Origin of the sequence: Nostoc sp. CmiVER01, from assembly GCF_034531135.2 — a bacterium.
Classification (GTDB): domain Bacteria; phylum Cyanobacteriota; class Cyanobacteriia; order Cyanobacteriales; family Nostocaceae; genus Nostoc.
Genome location: NZ_JAVRBU020000006.1, coordinates 215958 through 232939, shown reverse-complemented (window position 1 = coordinate 232939; position 16982 = coordinate 215958). Strand labels below are relative to the sequence as shown.

The 16982-nt window shown below is 39.7% G+C and carries 15 protein-coding genes and 1 pseudogene; 8 read left to right on the top strand and 8 right to left on the bottom strand.

All coding sequences use genetic code 11. From position 1 onward, the window contains the following. Positions 1 to 269: 269 nt before the first annotated feature. Together RMZ43_RS11760 and RMZ43_RS11755 are read left to right on the top strand one after the other, a co-directional pair. Positions 270 to 4466: a CHAT domain-containing protein gene (locus RMZ43_RS11760; protein WP_322646632.1), complete on the top strand. Its 4197-nt coding sequence runs from the start codon at positions 270 to 272 to the stop codon at positions 4464 to 4466. A gap of 510 nt (positions 4467 to 4976) precedes the next feature. Beyond that, entirely contained in the window at positions 4977 to 5627 is a 651-nt protein-coding gene (locus RMZ43_RS11755) for a Uma2 family endonuclease (protein WP_322646631.1), read from the top strand. A gap of 155 nt (positions 5628 to 5782) precedes the next feature. Here the strand turns inward: RMZ43_RS11755 and RMZ43_RS11750 are convergent, their stop codons facing one another. Then, positions 5783 to 6529, bottom strand: coding sequence for a creatininase family protein (locus RMZ43_RS11750; protein ID WP_322646630.1), 747 nt, complete (start codon positions 6527 to 6529; stop codon positions 5783 to 5785). A gap of 106 nt (positions 6530 to 6635) precedes the next feature. Here RMZ43_RS11750 and RMZ43_RS11745 point away from each other — a divergent pair, with 106 nt between their 5' ends. Further along, entirely contained in the window at positions 6636 to 7196 is a 561-nt protein-coding gene (locus tag RMZ43_RS11745; protein WP_322656239.1) for a hypothetical protein, read from the top strand. Positions 7197 to 7258: 62 nt separating this feature from the next. Here the strand turns inward: RMZ43_RS11745 and RMZ43_RS11740 are convergent. The 6 genes and pseudogenes from RMZ43_RS11740 to RMZ43_RS11715 form a co-directional block, all read right to left on the bottom strand. Beyond that, positions 7259 to 7533, bottom strand: a pseudogene (locus RMZ43_RS11740) (cupin domain-containing protein). 22 nt (positions 7534 to 7555) lie between these two features. Next, entirely contained in the window at positions 7556 to 7915 is a 360-nt protein-coding gene (locus RMZ43_RS11735) for a Mo-dependent nitrogenase C-terminal domain-containing protein (protein ID WP_322646628.1), read from the bottom strand. 720 nt (positions 7916 to 8635) lie between these two features. Continuing rightward, on the bottom strand, positions 8636 to 10078 hold the full coding sequence (locus RMZ43_RS11730) for a protein kinase domain-containing protein (protein ID WP_322656238.1): 1443 nt from the start codon (positions 10076 to 10078) through the stop codon (positions 8636 to 8638). A 48-nt stretch (positions 10079 to 10126) separates the two neighbouring features. After that, positions 10127 to 10675, bottom strand: a complete 549-nt coding sequence (locus RMZ43_RS11725; protein ID WP_322656237.1) for a GIY-YIG nuclease family protein — start codon at positions 10673 to 10675, stop codon at positions 10127 to 10129. Between the two features lie 68 nt (positions 10676 to 10743). After that, positions 10744 to 11073: a hypothetical protein gene (locus tag RMZ43_RS11720; RefSeq protein ID WP_322646625.1), complete on the bottom strand. Its 330-nt coding sequence runs from the start codon at positions 11071 to 11073 to the stop codon at positions 10744 to 10746. A 454-nt stretch (positions 11074 to 11527) separates the two neighbouring features. Next, on the bottom strand, positions 11528 to 11719 hold the full coding sequence (locus RMZ43_RS11715) for a hypothetical protein (protein WP_322646624.1): 192 nt from the start codon (positions 11717 to 11719) through the stop codon (positions 11528 to 11530). Positions 11720 to 11988: 269 nt separating this feature from the next. Here RMZ43_RS11715 and RMZ43_RS11710 point away from each other — a divergent pair, with 269 nt between their 5' ends. After that, positions 11989 to 12501, top strand: coding sequence for a GNAT family N-acetyltransferase (locus RMZ43_RS11710; RefSeq protein WP_322656236.1), 513 nt, complete (start codon positions 11989 to 11991; stop codon positions 12499 to 12501). 94 nt (positions 12502 to 12595) lie between these two features. On the opposite strand, the gene RMZ43_RS11705 is transcribed toward RMZ43_RS11710, so the two are convergent. After that, on the bottom strand, positions 12596 to 13213 hold the full coding sequence (locus RMZ43_RS11705) for a class I SAM-dependent methyltransferase (protein ID WP_322656235.1): 618 nt from the start codon (positions 13211 to 13213) through the stop codon (positions 12596 to 12598). Between the two features lie 300 nt (positions 13214 to 13513). Between RMZ43_RS11705 and RMZ43_RS11700 the strand changes: the two genes are divergently transcribed. From RMZ43_RS11700 to RMZ43_RS11685, 4 genes are all read left to right on the top strand, one after another. Then, positions 13514 to 13801 carry a Mo-dependent nitrogenase C-terminal domain-containing protein gene (locus tag RMZ43_RS11700; protein ID WP_322646621.1) on the top strand — a complete coding sequence of 96 codons (288 nt, stop codon included), beginning with the start codon at positions 13514 to 13516 and terminating at the stop codon, positions 13799 to 13801. Between the two features lie 194 nt (positions 13802 to 13995). Further along, positions 13996 to 14670 (top strand): response regulator transcription factor, encoded by a 675-nt coding sequence (locus RMZ43_RS11695; protein WP_322656234.1) that lies wholly within the window; start codon positions 13996 to 13998, stop codon positions 14668 to 14670. A 205-nt stretch (positions 14671 to 14875) separates the two neighbouring features. Then, the gene (arsM, locus tag RMZ43_RS11690; protein WP_322656233.1) at positions 14876 to 15844 is read left to right on the top strand and encodes an arsenosugar biosynthesis arsenite methyltransferase ArsM; all 969 of its coding nucleotides are present in this window, start codon (positions 14876 to 14878) and stop codon (positions 15842 to 15844) included. A 138-nt stretch (positions 15845 to 15982) separates the two neighbouring features. Next, positions 15983 to 16942, top strand: coding sequence for an inorganic phosphate transporter (locus RMZ43_RS11685; RefSeq protein ID WP_322656232.1), 960 nt, complete (start codon positions 15983 to 15985; stop codon positions 16940 to 16942). Positions 16943 to 16982 lie beyond the last annotated feature (40 nt).

The following is a 16982-nucleotide window of genomic DNA, read 5'->3' as shown; positions in this document are numbered from 1 at the left end:
CGGTTCGAGCAAAAAGGTGCAACTTCCGAGTTCAGAGGCTCAACGTTCGAGCAAAAAGGTGCAACTTCCGAGTTCAGAGGCTCAACGTTCGAGCAAAAAGGTGCAACTTCCGAGTTCAGAGGTTGAAAGTTAAGATTTTGAGAGCGATGTCTACGACGGGCTACGCCTACACAGAAGTATTTATCCCGAAAACTTGTCTTTTAAGAGGCATCATTAAGGGTTAGTGAGGTTAACATAGTAAAAATGTTTTCAGCCTTTTGTCGGTGAAAATGCCAAGTCAAGATTACAAATGGAAGCGGTTCTGGTGTCCTCGGTCAGGTCACATTAATCTAGCTGATGGCGGTTATCTATGCGACCCAGAAGAGAAGTGGGGCAAAATATACAATCCAGATTTAGTAACCTTTGATGCTATTTCTGCCTTACCATGTTTAGCACTTTTGGGTGAGCCAGGTATTGGCAAAAGTCATACTATAGAGGCAGAGAAAAATGAAATTATTAAGGAAATTCAAAAACAAGGTGGTCAGGTACTTTCGTTAGATATCCGTTCTTATGGAAGTGAAGACAGACTGGTTAGCAGATTATTTGACAGTCTAGAATTTACTCAATGGCTAAAAGGCACTCATCAGTTACATATTTTTTTAGATAGTCTTGATGAATGCTTGCTACGAATAAAAACATTAGCAACACTCCTAGTTGACGAGTTCAAACGTTATCAGAATCATATCCAGCGTTTACATCTTCGTATTGCCTGCCGAACAGCTGTTTGGCAACCAGTCTTAGAGGAAGGACTGAAGGAAATTTGGGGTAAAGATAGTGTAGGAATTTATGAACTAGCTCCACTTCGACGTGTAGATGTGAGTAAAGCTGCAAAGATTGAAGGCATCGATAATTCTGAAGCATTTCTAGAAGAAATTAACAGGAAAAATGTTGTACCTTTGGCTATTAAACCAATTACATTAGAATTTCTGATTAAAACTTATCGTAACTATGATGGTAAATTTCCTCTTAATCAAAGGTTGCATGAACTTTATCTTGAAGGATGTCTCTGGCTTTGTGAAGAACGAAATAAGAGCCGGATTTCATCGAAATTAAAAGGCAAACTTAAACGGCAAGAACGTTTAATGCTTGCGGCTAGGATTGCAGCAATCACGATTTTTGGCAATAAATTTGCGATCTGGACTGGTATTCAGAGCGATGTTCCAGATGATGACGTATTTATTGAGAAGATATGCCAAGGAACCGAAACAGTTGACGGTAGAGAGTTTGAAATTAGTGAAGAAGCTGTTGAAGAAGTTTTAGATACTGGTTTATTCTCATCTCGTGGTGAATTAAGTCGTATGGGATGGGCACACCAAACCTATGCTGAGTTTCTGGCTGCATGGTACTTAGTTCAGCACGAAACACCTTTGAATGAGGTAATAAAACTGATTGTTTCACCTGAAGATCCTGAACATAAGTTAATCCCACAACTTCATGAGACAGCAGCATGGCTAGCTAGTATGAGGACTGACGTACTTCAGGAAATCATGAAGACTGATCCTGATGTACTGTTGCGAAGCGACATACCCACAGATGCAAATCTTCGAGCAGCAATAGTTGATAACTTATTAAAACAGTACGAGCAAGGAAAGCTATTTGATTCACATAGAGATAATTATCCCAGATACGAGAAGTTTAAACATTCTGGGTTAGCTGTACAATTGCTTCCATATATTCAGGATTTAAGCAAGCCAATCGATGCACGAAATGCAGCAATAGATATTGCTGAGGCTTGTAAGGTAGATGAACTTCAGGAGGAGTTGGTAAACCTAGCACTTGATTCATCTCAATCAATTTACCTCCGAGCTAGTGCAGCAAAAGCAATCTGCACAATTGGTAATGCGAGTGCAAGATTGCGGCTGAAGTCTCTAATTTATAGTCAAATGCCAGAAGATGAGGATGACCAACTTAAAGGGTATATTTTCAGAGCAATTTGGTCAGATCATCTACCAGTAGAGGAATTGTTTAATGTCTTAACTCCACCTAAGAAGAGAAACTTTACAGGATCGTATCGAGTATTTCTTGATTTTGAACTCGTACCAAAACTACAGTCATGTGATTTGCTAGTTGCTCTTAAGTGGGTCGAAAAGCAAGGTCTTAGGTGCTTTGGACATTCATTTGAAAGACTTGCAGATGCGATAATGTTAAAAGCTTGGGAACATCTCGATTTACCTGGCCTAGCAGAAAGTTTTACTAAAGTCGCTCTAATACAGTGGAGAGAACATCAGAAAATCATAACTTTCGACAATGAGATTCAAGCACAATTTGAATTATCACTTGTTAATAATCTTGAAAAACGGCGCAAGCTTGTTGAGCAGGCAGTTATAACAGTTTCCCAATCAGGAGAAAATATATATTTTTTATTGCATTCATTAACAGAAAATACCCTTTTGACAGAAGATGTTTTTTGGATGCTCGGAAAACTTCAAAATATTGATTCTCAGCAAGAGCGAATTTGGACAGCCCTAATTCAGTGGAAATTTAAGCGTGATGATTTAAAACAGATAAATGCTGTCCTTGAAGCTACTCAGACTAATAATATCTTGCGTGAAGAATTTGCATTCTATTTTTCAACAATTGATTTGGATTCAATGCAGGCTGAGAATTTGAGGTCTAACTATCAAAGGATGCAAGAACAGCAGAATCGTAGACAAAAACCTATTTTAGACCCACCACCTCAAGAACGAGTACTTCTATTTTTAGAGCAACTAGAGTCAGGAAATCTATTAGCTTGGTGGCAAATAAATATGGAGATGCTGCTTAAGCCAGATAGTCAATCTTATGAACAAGAGCTTGAATCAGATTTAACAAAACTTCCTGGATGGCAAGAAGCTGATAGAAAAACTCGTGAAAGAATTATCAACGGCGCTAAAAAGTATATTCAAGAATATAATCAAGTAGCTTATGAATGGATAGGGACAAATACGTATGATCGTCCAGCATTAGCTGGCTGTAAAGCTTTACAATTGCTTTTACAAGAAACTCCAGAATTTTTAGATACTATATCATCTAAGATATGGCAACGGTGGGCATCTGTTATTGTCGCCTTTCCTCATAGCAGCACCACCCAAAGAGAACATTACTACACCGAATTAGTTAAGCGGGCATACATAAATGCCCCTTCTGAAACCCTGAATACGCTGCTGTCCATAATTAATAAGGAGAATGAGGAACATGGCTATATCTTTATTCTTAATAAATTTGAGAAATGCTGGGATGAGCCTTTCAAAGCTGTTCTTTTAGAAAAGGCTAAGGATGCAACAATTAAGCCTAAATGTATAGGACAGTTACTTGAAGAACTTTTAAAGCGTGAATCGATTGGAGCTAGAGAGTTTGCTAAATCCCTTGTTTCTATTCCTCTACCTTTAGAAGAAGAAGCACACCAGAAAGCTGTAGTTGCAGGTAGGGTATTAGTCGAATGTGCAGAACCTAGTAGCTGGGCGGTTATTTGGTCGGCTATCCACCAAAATACAGACTTTGGGCGAGAAGTATTTGAAGCAGTTGCTTACCGCTACTCGCATGGTTTGCATTTGAAGCTGACTGAAAAACAGTTAGCGGATTTATACATCTGGCTAGTTTGTCAGTATCCTCATTGTGGAGATCCTGATTACAGTAATGATGTTCTTGCTCACAATATGGGCGCTAGAGAAAGTGTTGCTAACTTAAGAGACAGTGTTTTAACACAACTTAGGGAAACTGGGACATCTCAAGCGTGTATTGAGATTGAGCATATTGCTGAGGAGTTTCCTGAATTAACGTGGCTTAAAAAAACGCTGCTGAAAGCCCACAGCGTTAAACGGCGAAAAAATTGGCAACCACTTAAACCAGAAGAGATTCTCCAGATTGTGACTCACAAAAAGTCATCCCCCATGAAAACAATACTAATTTTGGCAGCAAATCCTAATAATTCAACTCCCTTACGTTTGGGTGAGGAGGTACGAGAAATTGATGAGGGTTTACGTCGATCTCAGAAACGTGATCAATTCAGATTAGAACAGAAATGGGCTGTTCGGGCTGCTGATGTACGTCGAGCCTTATTAGATCATGAACCACAAATCGTCCATTTCTGCGGACATGGATCTGGAAATGAAGGATTGGTGCTAGAGGATAAAAACGGACAATCAAAACTAGTCACTACAGAGGCTTTAGCAAATACATTTGAACTGTGTGCTGAACACGTCGAATGTGTTCTCCTTAATGCTTGCTATTCTGAGGTGCAAGCCGAGGGAATTGTAGAATATATTGACTATGTGATTGGGATGAATGATGCAATTGGAGATGCTGCCGCAATTCATTTTGCTACGGGATTTTATGATGCTCTTGGAGCAGGAAAGTCTATTGAAAATGCTTATAAATGGGGTTGTAATGCAATTCAGTCTGAGAATCTGCCAGATCATCTGAAACCAAAATTAAAAAAGAAAAAATAACTCAACAGCTTTCTAGTAATTAGAAAAGCGCCTCTTCAATCACCATCATCCAACCTTATACCTTCAAGTTTTAACCTCAGAACCCGAAACTTAAACTTCAAAAGCTCAACGTTCAAGCAAAAAGGTGCAACTTCCGAGTTCAGAGGCTCAACGTTCAAGCAAAAAGGTGCAACTTCCGAGTTTAAAGGCTTAATGTTCGGGTAAAAAGGTGCAATTTCCGAGTTTAAAGGCTTAATGTTCGGGTAAAAAGGTGTAACTTCCGAGTTCAGAGGCTCAACGTTCGAGCAAAAAGGCGCAACTTCCGAGTTCAGAGGCTCAACGTTCGAGCAAAAAGGCGCAACTTCCGAGTTCAGAGGCTCAACGTTCGAGCAAAAAGGTCAAACTTCCCAGTTCAGAAGCTCAAACATCCCCTTCAGAACTCGAACATTTGGCTTCAGAGTTTAAAGAGTCGAGCTAGAAGTTTAGAATTTAAGTTACAAGGATATAGATTACTGGCAGAAGGGTTAGGCAATGAGTGAAACTCAGACCCAGTTACCGACAGATATATGGATTTGTGCTTCTTGGCAAGAGTATGAGCAAGCGATCGCTAATTTACTCAACGAGAAGGGAAAGAGTTACTACTACAAAGGACACATGAGGCTGGAAATGCCACCAGTTAGTTTTGATCATGGTAAAGACCATGTTGTAATTATTTTTGCGGTAACTTTATTTGCGGCACTTAAAGGAATACTGGCGACAGGTTTAGACACAACCACCTTTCGTAAAACTGGTGTTCAGGATTGTCAGCCCGATGTTGCCTATTACTTGAGAGAACGCGCTCAAACTATCCCAGCAGGTACAGGAATTGTCAACCTTGATCGCTATCCTGCACCAGATTTAGTGATTGAAATTGCGAAAACATCTCTGTTGGATGATTTAGGTACAAAGCGATCGCTCTACGAAGAATTAGGCGTTGCTGAATACTGGATAGTGGATGTCCAAAATGCCCAAATCATTGCCTATGCGATCGCGGATCAAGGCAGTAAACGTATTCAAGAATCACAGGTGTTGGCTAGATTAGCGATGTCTATTTTAGAAGAAGCTTTACGCCGTAGCCGTGAAATAAATCAATCTGAAGTTGGAGCTTGGTTATTGGGCCAGTTTCAGCAAAAGGAGGCTTGAGCTACATATCTGATTTTAATTGTCAGAATTGCAACTCGCAGATCCGCGACTTCTTGAAGAAGTCGGGGATCTTGTTTCTGTGCGTTTAATTGAGGATTGCTAGTTTGTGCAGAGACGCAATTTTAATCGCATCTCTACAGTATCCTTCATAACTTTTATTCTGCGTTTACAAATTCCAGATACCCACTGCTAAGTTCTTTCACCGCCAAATCATAAAATTGCTTACCGTGATCAGGCGTTGCTAAAGCCGGATTTGATCCCATACGTCCATCTGGATAACGCACTCGAAAGTCAGCTGCGCTATAAATCCGATATCCACTTGCAACTTCTGGTGAAAGATATGCTTGCTTAATCGCATTTGGATAAACGTACTGCGTGAGAGCTACTTCACTTGGCGTTGCATGAGAACCTTCTTGATCCCCATATAGTTCTTTAGCTAGTTTATATACAGAACCGCACATAAACCAGTTTGCCACTTGACATTGCACCTGTTGAGCATTAGGAATCTGCAAATCTTCTAAATGGGCGTAAGTTTCTGAAAAAGCAGCTTTCAGGGTGGCGATATTACCACCATGTCCGTTAATAAAGTAGAACTTGCTAAAACCAGCTTTGGCTAAACAAGTTACATAATCTCGCACTACTTGAATTAAAGTGCTAGGACGTAGACTGATTGAGCCAGGAAAGGCAGTATGATGTAGTGCCATGCCCACATTTATTGTAGGGCCAACAATCGCACCAGTTGCATCTCCTACACCAGATGCGATCGCTTCTGCACAAATGGCATCAGTGCCAATTAATCCCGTTGGCCCATGTTGTTCTGTGGAACCAATAGGGAAAATAATCCCCTTTGACTGCTGTAAATAAGCTTCGACTTCTTGCCAAGTACTTAAATGTAGTAACATTTTTAATGAATTTCCTCAATAAAATGGCAGTGGGATGAAACCTTTTTCTGCTAAAGCCCCACTAACATGATTATGAACTCTCTAGATTTTCTGTGGTGGCGACGCTATGAAATTCCATCATCTCTGCCAAACTTTTATCGGATTAACTGGAATATTTTTGCTCATCAACAGTATTTATAGTTTTTCTGCTATGGCGGGACGCTATGTTTTTAATCAAACGCCTCAAAGAATCGAGCGCTATTTTGGCCGTTATATTACCAAACAAACCAATGGCGATACCGTTAGCTATATCTATGCTCCACAAAGCTTTCGGCGGCTATTTCGTGAGTTTCCTAAAAGCAATTTTTCGATCGTCTTTGTGAAGAATCAGGTTAAATATATCAAGCTAAATTTCAACGGTGATTTTTCTCAATACCAAGGAAGTTATAATTACAACCAAGCTGAGGCAGCAAAATTTTACAACTATATTTTTAGTTATCAGCCACCAATTTGGCAAGAACTTTCTGCAAAATTCGGAGGAAATGAGACTATTTATTTCTATGAATATTGTTTAGGGGATGGAGTCGCAACAAGTTTCGAGAGATATGGATATAAGCAATTTACTGATTCTGCCACTTTATCCTATGACACTCGCTGCGAACCCCCTTATAGGAGAAATCCAAATTGAGTTGTGAGATGTTGGTATTGTGGATCATCAACTAGACAACGGGGATCAATCTTTTCTGTTGATTAATCAAAGTAATAATGTTTTTTCACGTCCTTTGTAATTTCCCAGGTGCAGGACATGCCAGCAGGAAAAGTTACTAAATCGCCTTTACCCATTTGCACTGGCTGTCCACCATCAGGAGTAACAAGAACATAACCTTCCAAAAAGTAGCAAGTTTCTTGAGAATCATAAGTCAAAGGGAATTTTGAGACTTCCTTCTTCCCAAATATCCCATTTAGAGATACCCAATTCATTGAGGCGTTCAAGTTTTAGGTTGATGCTCAATTTTAATTTCCATATTGTGTTTTCTCTAGTTATGTTTAGCAGTAGGATTGAATATCTTCTCCACACTGATCTACTAGATAACACAAAGCACGAAAACGCAAATAGACAAGTTCGTTATAAAGCGGATTAAGTTTGCACATTGGCGGAATATGCCCTATTTTGCGACCAAAAAGCATGATATCGCGCTCGAATGGACACTGAGCAGGAATTAGTTTAGCAATAAATTTAGCTAATTTCCGATTCTGAATCTCAATTTTATCCAGCCATTGACGTAATGGTTGCAGTAAATCTAATTTAGGTCTAGTAAATTGCTTTTTACTACCTTTTTTATTCTTTTCTTCTAAAGGGCTAACAAAAGCAGGCAGAAAAATACGCTGATTAATGGTTTTAAGCATAGTAGTAGGCAAGGTTTTCCTTGTGTAGATGAACTATTTGCCGATTGGAAATATTAACATGTAATCTGTTAACCAATTTGCATTGTGCTTGTAAATTAGCCAAGAAAAGAAGCACAAGGCAAATAATTTACATGCATCCTTAGGGGGAAATTGTTTAACTAATTGTTATTTAACCCCACCAAATCGGGAAGAACTGTCCCGTTAAATACAAAATAACAAAGAAAATATAAAAATGGCATTTCTTTAACTTATGGATTGCTAATCTTGGAGATAGCAATTTTATATATTAAATATAAATGCCTGGTTCTCAAACTGCCTAGTATCTACAGATGGACTTTGGGTAAGAAAAGAACAGTTTAGCTCTAACTCCATATAGACTTCGCTAGCATTAGCATCTAATAGCTAGCGATTTTAGGCTATTAAATATTTAGTAATCTGTCTACTATCTTACACTAGCTAGCCTAGATATTATCTAATAAGCAGCAATAAATCCTTTGATAAGCCCCAGCTAATATACTTAGAACTTATACCATTTACAAGAATATTTTGCAATAAATGCATCGCGTGTAAGGATGTACAGCACTATGCCCTCTCCTTAGTAAGGAGAGGGGTTGGGGTAAGGTTCAAAAAAGTAGTTTATGCAAAGGATAACCGTTATATATATATCAAATATTTTGTGAAATGGTTGAATTACAAAAAAATGGTATAATTACAAAAATCTTATTTCTTAAAATATCTCAAGCCATAACGATCTTGATACTTGCTGATATACTCTACATTCTGTTGCTCTAATTTTGACAGTAATTTAGGTGGAAATGCTTGTGGTGAATATATAGGGTGATACCAAGGTTGCTTATTAAAGTAATCTTGTATTTCAGGAGTATCAAAACGGCGACCATGATTAGCAAAAATCGAATTTCGCATAATATCTAGTTCAAAACCGTCTTTTCCATCCAAATCTGTATCAGTTACAAGTCTTTGGGAAAGCCAGAAATAAGTGCTGACAGGCGTAGTAGCATCTGGCGATATTGTTATAGATTGAGTAGGAAATGGGGTGGTTGGTATAAATTTAGGAGTTTCTATTACGGGGCTTGTGACAGTTGACGGTGTTTGTGAAGGTAATACCGTTTTGTCTGCTGTAGATTGAGAAGATTTTGGTAACACTTGGCTAATAATCACAGATGCACCGATTAGCCCACCTGCAATCAAACTACCAATGAGGATATTATTCTGATTATCACCTTGAGGGGTAGGCTGTGGTTTTACAGGCACTGTTTGAGGTGGCGATGCAGAGACTATTGGTTGAGTCAACAGGGGTTGCGTGGGTGGAATTGGATTTGCTATGCTCTGCAAAGTATCCAGCATTGCTCTAGCTGTAGGATAGCGATCGCGTGGATGATATGCGATCGCTTTATCAATTACTCCTACCATAATTGGGCTAACATGACTTGCGTACTCTCGCCAGACAATTTCACCCGTCTGGGAATCCGTTTCTAGTTGTTGCGCCTGTTTACCAGTCAGCAAATAAATTACCGTCATTCCTAAACTGTATAAATCACTCGAATAAACTGGTCTACCTGCGGCTTGTTCGCTAGGCATATAGCCAGGTGTACCAATCACAATCGAACTGGTAGGATTGCCTTGAGAATTTACTACTGTTCCCATTGACTCCCGGATAGCGCCAAAATCAATCAGGACTGGTTTACCGTCCCGATGACGCACAATAATGTTATCCGGTTTAATATCGCGGTGAACGATATGCTTAGAGTGAACGTAATCCAGGACAGGTAATAAATTCATTAATAATTGCTGGATGGCGGCTTCACTAAATAGCCCCTGCGTTTGAACTTTTCCAGTTAGGGTATCGCCTTCAATCCACTCCTGAACTAAGTAAAATTGTCCACCAGAAGAGAAATAGGCATACAATGCTGGAATTTGGTCATTTGCGCCACCAAGTTCTTCTAAAATAGCTGCTTCGCGTTGAAACCTTTCTTGCACTAACTGGTAAATTTGGGGATTGTTGTGAATCGGTCTTAGCTGTTTAACCACACAACGGCGCTTTGAGGGCATATAGGTATCTTCTGCTAGATAGGTTTCACCAAACCCACCAGCGCCCAGTGTGCGGATAACTTGATAGCGATCGTTCAGCAGCTGTATTGTCATGGGAGATTAGAAACAATATTCTTAAGATAGTTTTCCCCAAAACTACCTTCACTTCAAATCTAATAAACCTTCTTCTTTCAATTTCGGATTGAAGCGAATTTGCATTTGCAAACCACGTACTTCCAATAATTGCGTTGAAATTTCTGCTTCTACTCGCCGCGCCACATTTTTAAGAATTTTTATTTGTGCTAATTCATCATTAGCTGGATTTTGATAACTTGCCTGTTCTTCAGGTGTCATTACGACTTTGACATCAATAGGATGAGTCCATTTTTCCTTTTGATCCCCATTTCCCCAAGGGACACTGCCATTTTCAGCAATCCAAGCATTTTCAGTATTTTCTAAAATTGTACGACTAGGACGTTCAATAGTTTGAACTTTGACCCAATAGCATTGCTGTGGCTGACGAACTAAATGCTGCTTGAGGCTGAGATAAACATCACGGGAATATCCTACAAATTGCAGCACTTTTTCTTGGTCAAAGATAGCATATACCCCGATTTTACCTTGAAATTGTTCGGGTAATTGACCGCGATCGTCAATGTAAGGTATGTATTCCAGGGCTGCCAAAGAAGAAAGATTAGTTTCAAGAGCCATACATCAAATATTAAACTTACTATTTTTTGCCTGCAAAATTGCTAAGTAGGAAAAAACTATCTTTAAAATTACCCGTTATCCACTTTTTGGTAAATTGCACAAAGACGACTGGGTTTAAAAACCTTGGCACTAAACATAAAATTTGGTGGAACGTTTATAATGGCATATTCATCAGAATCATGATACTTTTCAAATTCTTCTGGCATTCCTTTAGTCGTAGTTAAGCTGTAAGGAACTGGTTGAAAAAGCAATTCTGTAAATTTAACTTGCTCACACTGTAACTGTTGACAAATTTGTTTTAAGAAAGCCTCGCTGGTCAATAAATTGAATAAAGTTTTTTGGGCTTGTGCTTCGAGTGTGAAACTGCTATCAAAGTTCTGGACGATTTTCAGGGGCATTTTTTGTATAGGTAGCTATTAAGGGTTAAGTGATAAGAGAGGATAGGCAACAATCCAAAAATGCTGGACAACGAAGCCTGTCTTTTTATGCAGATGAGCTTTATGAAAAATTACCACTTTAAGATCAGCCTATTGGATTGTGTGACTTCTGTCAGCCACAGGAGTAAGCTGGCATGATTAAGAATCGTGAAGTTTAGCAGATTTTCAGAAATAGGTGATTTTTTCTTAAGGTTGTGCTGACAAACTTCAGATATTGTACTAAAGTGATAGCCTATAGTGGGCTGCATCTACGCACTTATCACCTAAGCCCTCAGCTTTCCTAAAAATAATTCTCACACAAAAAAATAAGTGGATAATCGTGATATAAATCACAACTATCCACTCAAAGTTTTGTAAATCGGGATTACTAAAAAAACCCAAGTAGATTATTGAAGCTTGAGAAAGATCAAACCAATTAACGTGACTCAGTTCCCTGATTGGGGCTACCTGCTACAGAATCATTTTCTGGTGCTTCTGGTGTAGCAGTGGATTTAGCATCGCTCTTTTCATCATCGCCAGTTTTGCGCTTACCTTCGTCAAGAGTGGTTTCGTAATTACCAGAAGCGGGTGTATTTTCTTGGCTACCAGATTTTTGTGGTTCAGACATTATTGCATTCCTAATAATTTTATTGTTGATATTATCTTAAGAAGGTTAGGGGTGTGAGTGCATCTATCCAGATATAGTTATGGCTGATTTCTACCTCTATCGGAAGTATTGTTTAGTAATACTCATGTATACTGAAAAAAATCTAGGAATGTAGAATTTTTTAACCTTACAGCGCTTTCTATAGTTAAGGGAAGTTTATTGCCGCCTGTCTGTACTAGGTGAATAATATGATGTGATGATTGTGATACAAACTAATCATTGTGTAATGAATGAATCAGAGCAATCTGTCGTTACCATCTGGGTGTATACTTCGCAAGGCAACCTCTGGGGATCAGTGGTCGATTCGATTGCTAGTGTTTTCAGCGAAACTCGATCCAACCCAATTAAATTGGCAGCAATTTTGGGTAGTTGAATGCAATGCCTACGGAGGGCAAAGCCTACGGAATCTGGTAGCTTGTGGACAACTACGTAATTTCTCAGGGGCACAAGAACTTGGTAGTTTGGTAGTTGCATCACCTTGGAGAGGTCGCGGTTTAGGTACTTTGCTAACGCAGCATTTGATTAATACAGCAACGCAACCACTTTATCTTGAATGTTTAGGTGAACGATTGGCGCAGTTTTACAGTCGCTTTGGTTTTGTGCCAATATCTTTTGAAGACTTACCACAATTCCCTAAAACAAAAGGCAAGTCTTCGCTCAAGGGGAAATTTAGATTTTCGCAATTAGCTAAAAGGCTGTTTAAAGTTCCTGTGGTGTTTATGGAACATCGAGGTAATTCGTAATTCGTAATTAAGATCCCAGAACAAGGCTTGATACAAGCTGTTTCCAACCCTTTACTTTCCCCATTCCCCACTCCTTATTCCCTACTCCCCATTTTCAAATCTGAGGTTTAGCAAAGACTGTTAGTAAGACTGGCCCTAGTAAATAGTAGTGATTCAAACACAATAACCCAGCCGAGGAGCCAAGAAGTTGACGTTGATTAGGGCTGTAGAGTCTAATTCCAAGGGTAGAAACTGGCAATAATTGAGATTCTGTCTCTTTGATAGAGGTAAAATCAACCAAATAAAAGCGTCCACTGGGGGAAAGTACCCGTGCTATCTCACTAAGCACCTGTTTAGGTTCCAAATAGTGCAAAAAGCTGATAGTGCTGAAAACACCATCAAATTGACCATCAGCAAAGGGAAGAGACTCAGCTTTGCCCTCGACATAAATTAAGCGTGGACGGTGGCGGTTACTTTGTCTGGCTACCCGCAACATATTAGCAGATAGATCCAATCCGATCGCTTGCAGGTCGGGAAACTGAGTTGCAAGGCGCTCAAGTAAGCGTCCAGTACCACAGCCGATATCAAGTACATTTGCTGTCTCTGGTAAATCGACGTACTCCAGCAACCGTTTGTGAATGGCTTGATAAAACACTGAAGGAAAGAGCCAGTCGTAACTTGGCGCCCATCGGTCAAAAAGGAACTTTTTGTTACTAAAAAAGTCATTAGTCATTAGTTTTCGCAGTTCACCTGAAGCTAAATGCTTTTTTAGGGTAAGTAGCTGCGCCTCAAATAAGTTGGTTAACTATATTGCAGTCCGGCAATATCTAGTATGCTCATCTTGGCAAATCATCCGAAATTTTGGCAATTGAATCTGTAGTTAACAGTGTGCCTAGAGACTCATTCTATCTCTTCTGTAGAGAACTAAAAAACGAGCAATCAGTGCATAAAACTATAGAACCTAACCGTATATATTTATAGAGGTTCCAATACAACCAACTGATCTAGTTTGAAATTATTAAGGTGAAAAATTATGAGAAGTTTTATTCAAACCCGGTTACACAATGATTTACTCCATCCAGTCCGCCAGTGGTTGGAAACGATAGAAATTCATAACTCCAAATTAGCTCATTTATTGTGCAAAGCTATTCCTGCTCAGTGTCCCTTTGAGCGAGACATCACGCTTTTTAGCCGGAAGCTGTTTCACATTCCTCCGATGTGTAAATTAAATCCCCTATACGAGGAAGTGGTTGGTTTGCGTTTTAAAGCGCTCTGTTATCTTGCCGATGAATGCGGTGAAGATGTCACAGTCTATTGCTAATAGCCAGTTGGATAGTTTTTTGATCAAGCAGCGATCAGTAATTGTAGATTTACGGTTGTTACTTACTCAGGTTTATACTAAGCTAACGTACACCCAATTTAGATGTTTGGCTATTTAAGTAGCTGACACCTCCCTAAAGTGTTTCCAGACAGTATTTTTGCTTACCGTATCCTGCTGAAATCATTAACATTATCATGACGCACATCTTACTGGTTGAAGATGAAGTCAAACTGGCACGATTTGTCGAATTGGAATTGAATTACGAAGGCTATCAAGTCAGTATTGCCTACGATGGATTAACTGCACTTACCGCAGCGCGTAAGTTACATTTAGATTTAGTAATTTTAGACTGGATGTTGCCTGGTTTATCGGGATTAGAAATTTGCCGCCGCTTGCGAAGTATTGCTGAGAAAGTGCCGATAATTTTATTAACTGTCAAAGACGAAGTGAGCGATCGCATTGTAGGCTTAGACGCTGGTGCTGATGATTACCTGGTTAAACCCTTCAGCGTTGATGAATTATTAGCCAGAGTTGGCGATCGCTTGCGAAGAAGCCAGCTAGTAGACGGCGTAGATGTTTTAAAATTTAAAGACTTAACTTTAAATCGTCGCACGCGCCAAGTGTACCGAGATCAGAGGTTAATTGAGTTAACTGCTAAGGAATTTGATTTACTAGAATATTTACTGGCCCATCCGCGACAGGTAATTACCTGCGATCGGATTTTACAAGAAGTCTGGGGTTACGGCTTTATGGGCGATGCCAACATCATTGAACTTCAGATGCGCTACCTACGGCTGAAACTTGAAGCCAATAACGAAAAGTGTCTCATTCAAACTGTGAGTGGTGTCGGCTACACATTGCATGATTGAATTTGGGATGTGGCATTGAAAAGAGGCAGAGGGGAAAAAACTCTCCTTCCTTCCCCCCTTTCCAGTGTGAAGTAACGGTAAAACCCCAAAGTTTTCTATTCCAGGAAGATTTGGGGTTTTTGGCAATCTGAGTAAAAACTCATCCAACTCCGGGTTAATTATATTAGGATGCACAAAGCTGTCATCATCTAAAATCTAAAACTGCATGACCTATCTAGAAACAGCAGCGCAATTCTACCGCGAAGTTGCCGAAACCCCGCAAGTTGGACTTTGTTGTGTGCAAAGTACACCCCTGCAACTACCAGGGTTGAAAATTCCTTTGTCAATGCAGGAAATGAACTATGGTTGTGGCACCACCGTTCACCCCACTGAACTAGGAAACCAACCTACCGTGCTGTATGTAGGTGTTGGCGGTGGCTTAGAAGCGTTGCAATTTGCTTATTTTTCCCGCCATGCAGGTGCTGTAATTGCCGTTGAACCGGTTGGGGCCATGAGGGAAGCTGCTGCACGCAATCTGGAAATTGCTGCTCAAGAAAACCCGTGGTTTGACACCAGCTTTGTAGAAATCCGCGAAGGCGATGCTTTTAACCTACCCGTTGCTGATAGTACCGTCGATATCGTGGCGCAAAATTGCCTGTTCAATATTTTTGAACCAGAAGATTTAACCCGTGCTTTAAAAGAAGCCTATCGAGTATTAAAACCAGGCGGACGTTTGCAGATGAGCGATCCAATTGCTACTAGTCAAATTCCAGCACATCTTCAACAAGATGAACGACTAAGAGCCATGTGTTTATCAGGCGCACTCACATATCAAGAGTATACTGAACGGATTACAAATGCTGGCTTTGGTCAAGTTGAAATTCGCGCTCGTCGTCCTTACCGTTTACTAGATTCCCAGACTTATAATTTAGAAGAACATCTACTTTTAGAAAGTCTGGATTCCGTCTCATTTAAAGTTCCTATTCCAGAAGATGGTGCTTGTATCTTCACGGGAAAAACAGCAGTTTATGCTGGCTTGGAACCATTCTTCGACGACTCAGCAGGTCATCTACTCCAGCGTGGGATTCCCGCCGCAGTGTGTGATAAAACTGCTGCTAAACTTGCGGCTATCAACCCAGCAGAAATAATTGTCACCAATTCAACTTGGCACTATAGCGGTGGTGGTTGCTGTTAATTTTTTAAGAAAGAATTCAGGCGCCAGAAGTCAGAATTACTCTGTACGGCTGGGAATGAATGCACAATTTGAATATTTCATTAATTGCATTATTAATTCTGGATTCTGGATTATGACTTCTTCTTTATAAACCCCAAAATGTTGTTAATTAGTCTATTTATCGCCACGCTTTTTTTAGCATATTCTAATGGTGCAAATGATAACTTTAAAGGGGTCGCAACGTTGTTTGGTAGCCGAACCTGTAGCTATCAAACAGCTATTTTGTGGGCAACTTTTACAACTTTTGCTGGTGCAGTTGCAGCAACTTTTGTGGCAAGTACACTAATTAAAAACTTTTCTGGTAAAGGACTAGTGCCTGATGCGATCGCTAATTCACCAGAGTTTCATTTGGCAGTTGCGATCGCTGCTGGTTTAACTGTGCTGATAGCCACCTTCATGGGGTTTCCCATTTCCACAACTCATAGTTTAACAGGTGCGCTGGTTGGCGCTGGATTAGTTGCGATCGGACTCAAAGTTAATTTTGCAGCTTTGGGAACTTCTTTTATTTTGCCTCTATTACTCAGTCCAATTATTGCTATTCCTTTGGGAGCAGGAATTTACAGTTTATATAACTATATAATTCCAAAATGGAATCTAGCAATAAATCAAAAAATAATTGATACTTGCCATTTTCTCAGCGCTGGAATTGTCAGTTTTGCTAGAGGATTAAATGATACTCCCAAGATTTTTTCACTCATTCTAGTTATTGAGTATTTTTCGATTCAGGGAGGAATGATCACGATTGCGATCGCAATGGCACTCGGCGGTTTAATCAACTCCCAAAAAGTTGCAGTAACCATGAGTGAAAAGATTACCTCATTGAATCATACTCAGGGCTTATCAGCAAATATAGTAACTGGAATTCTGGTAATCGCAGCTAGTCAGTTTGGGCTTCCGGTTTCTACCACTCACGTTTCAGTTGGTTCTATTTTTGGAGTAGGGTTGACTAGCAAAAAAGCCAATCTAAGTGTTTTTTATCAGATACTATTATCGTGGATTTTAACTTTGCCTACTGCTGCAATTATTAGTGCAATAACCTACAGATTATTGCAAGGTTAGAAGAATTGAATATATTTTCGCCATATTTAAAGAGTAACTA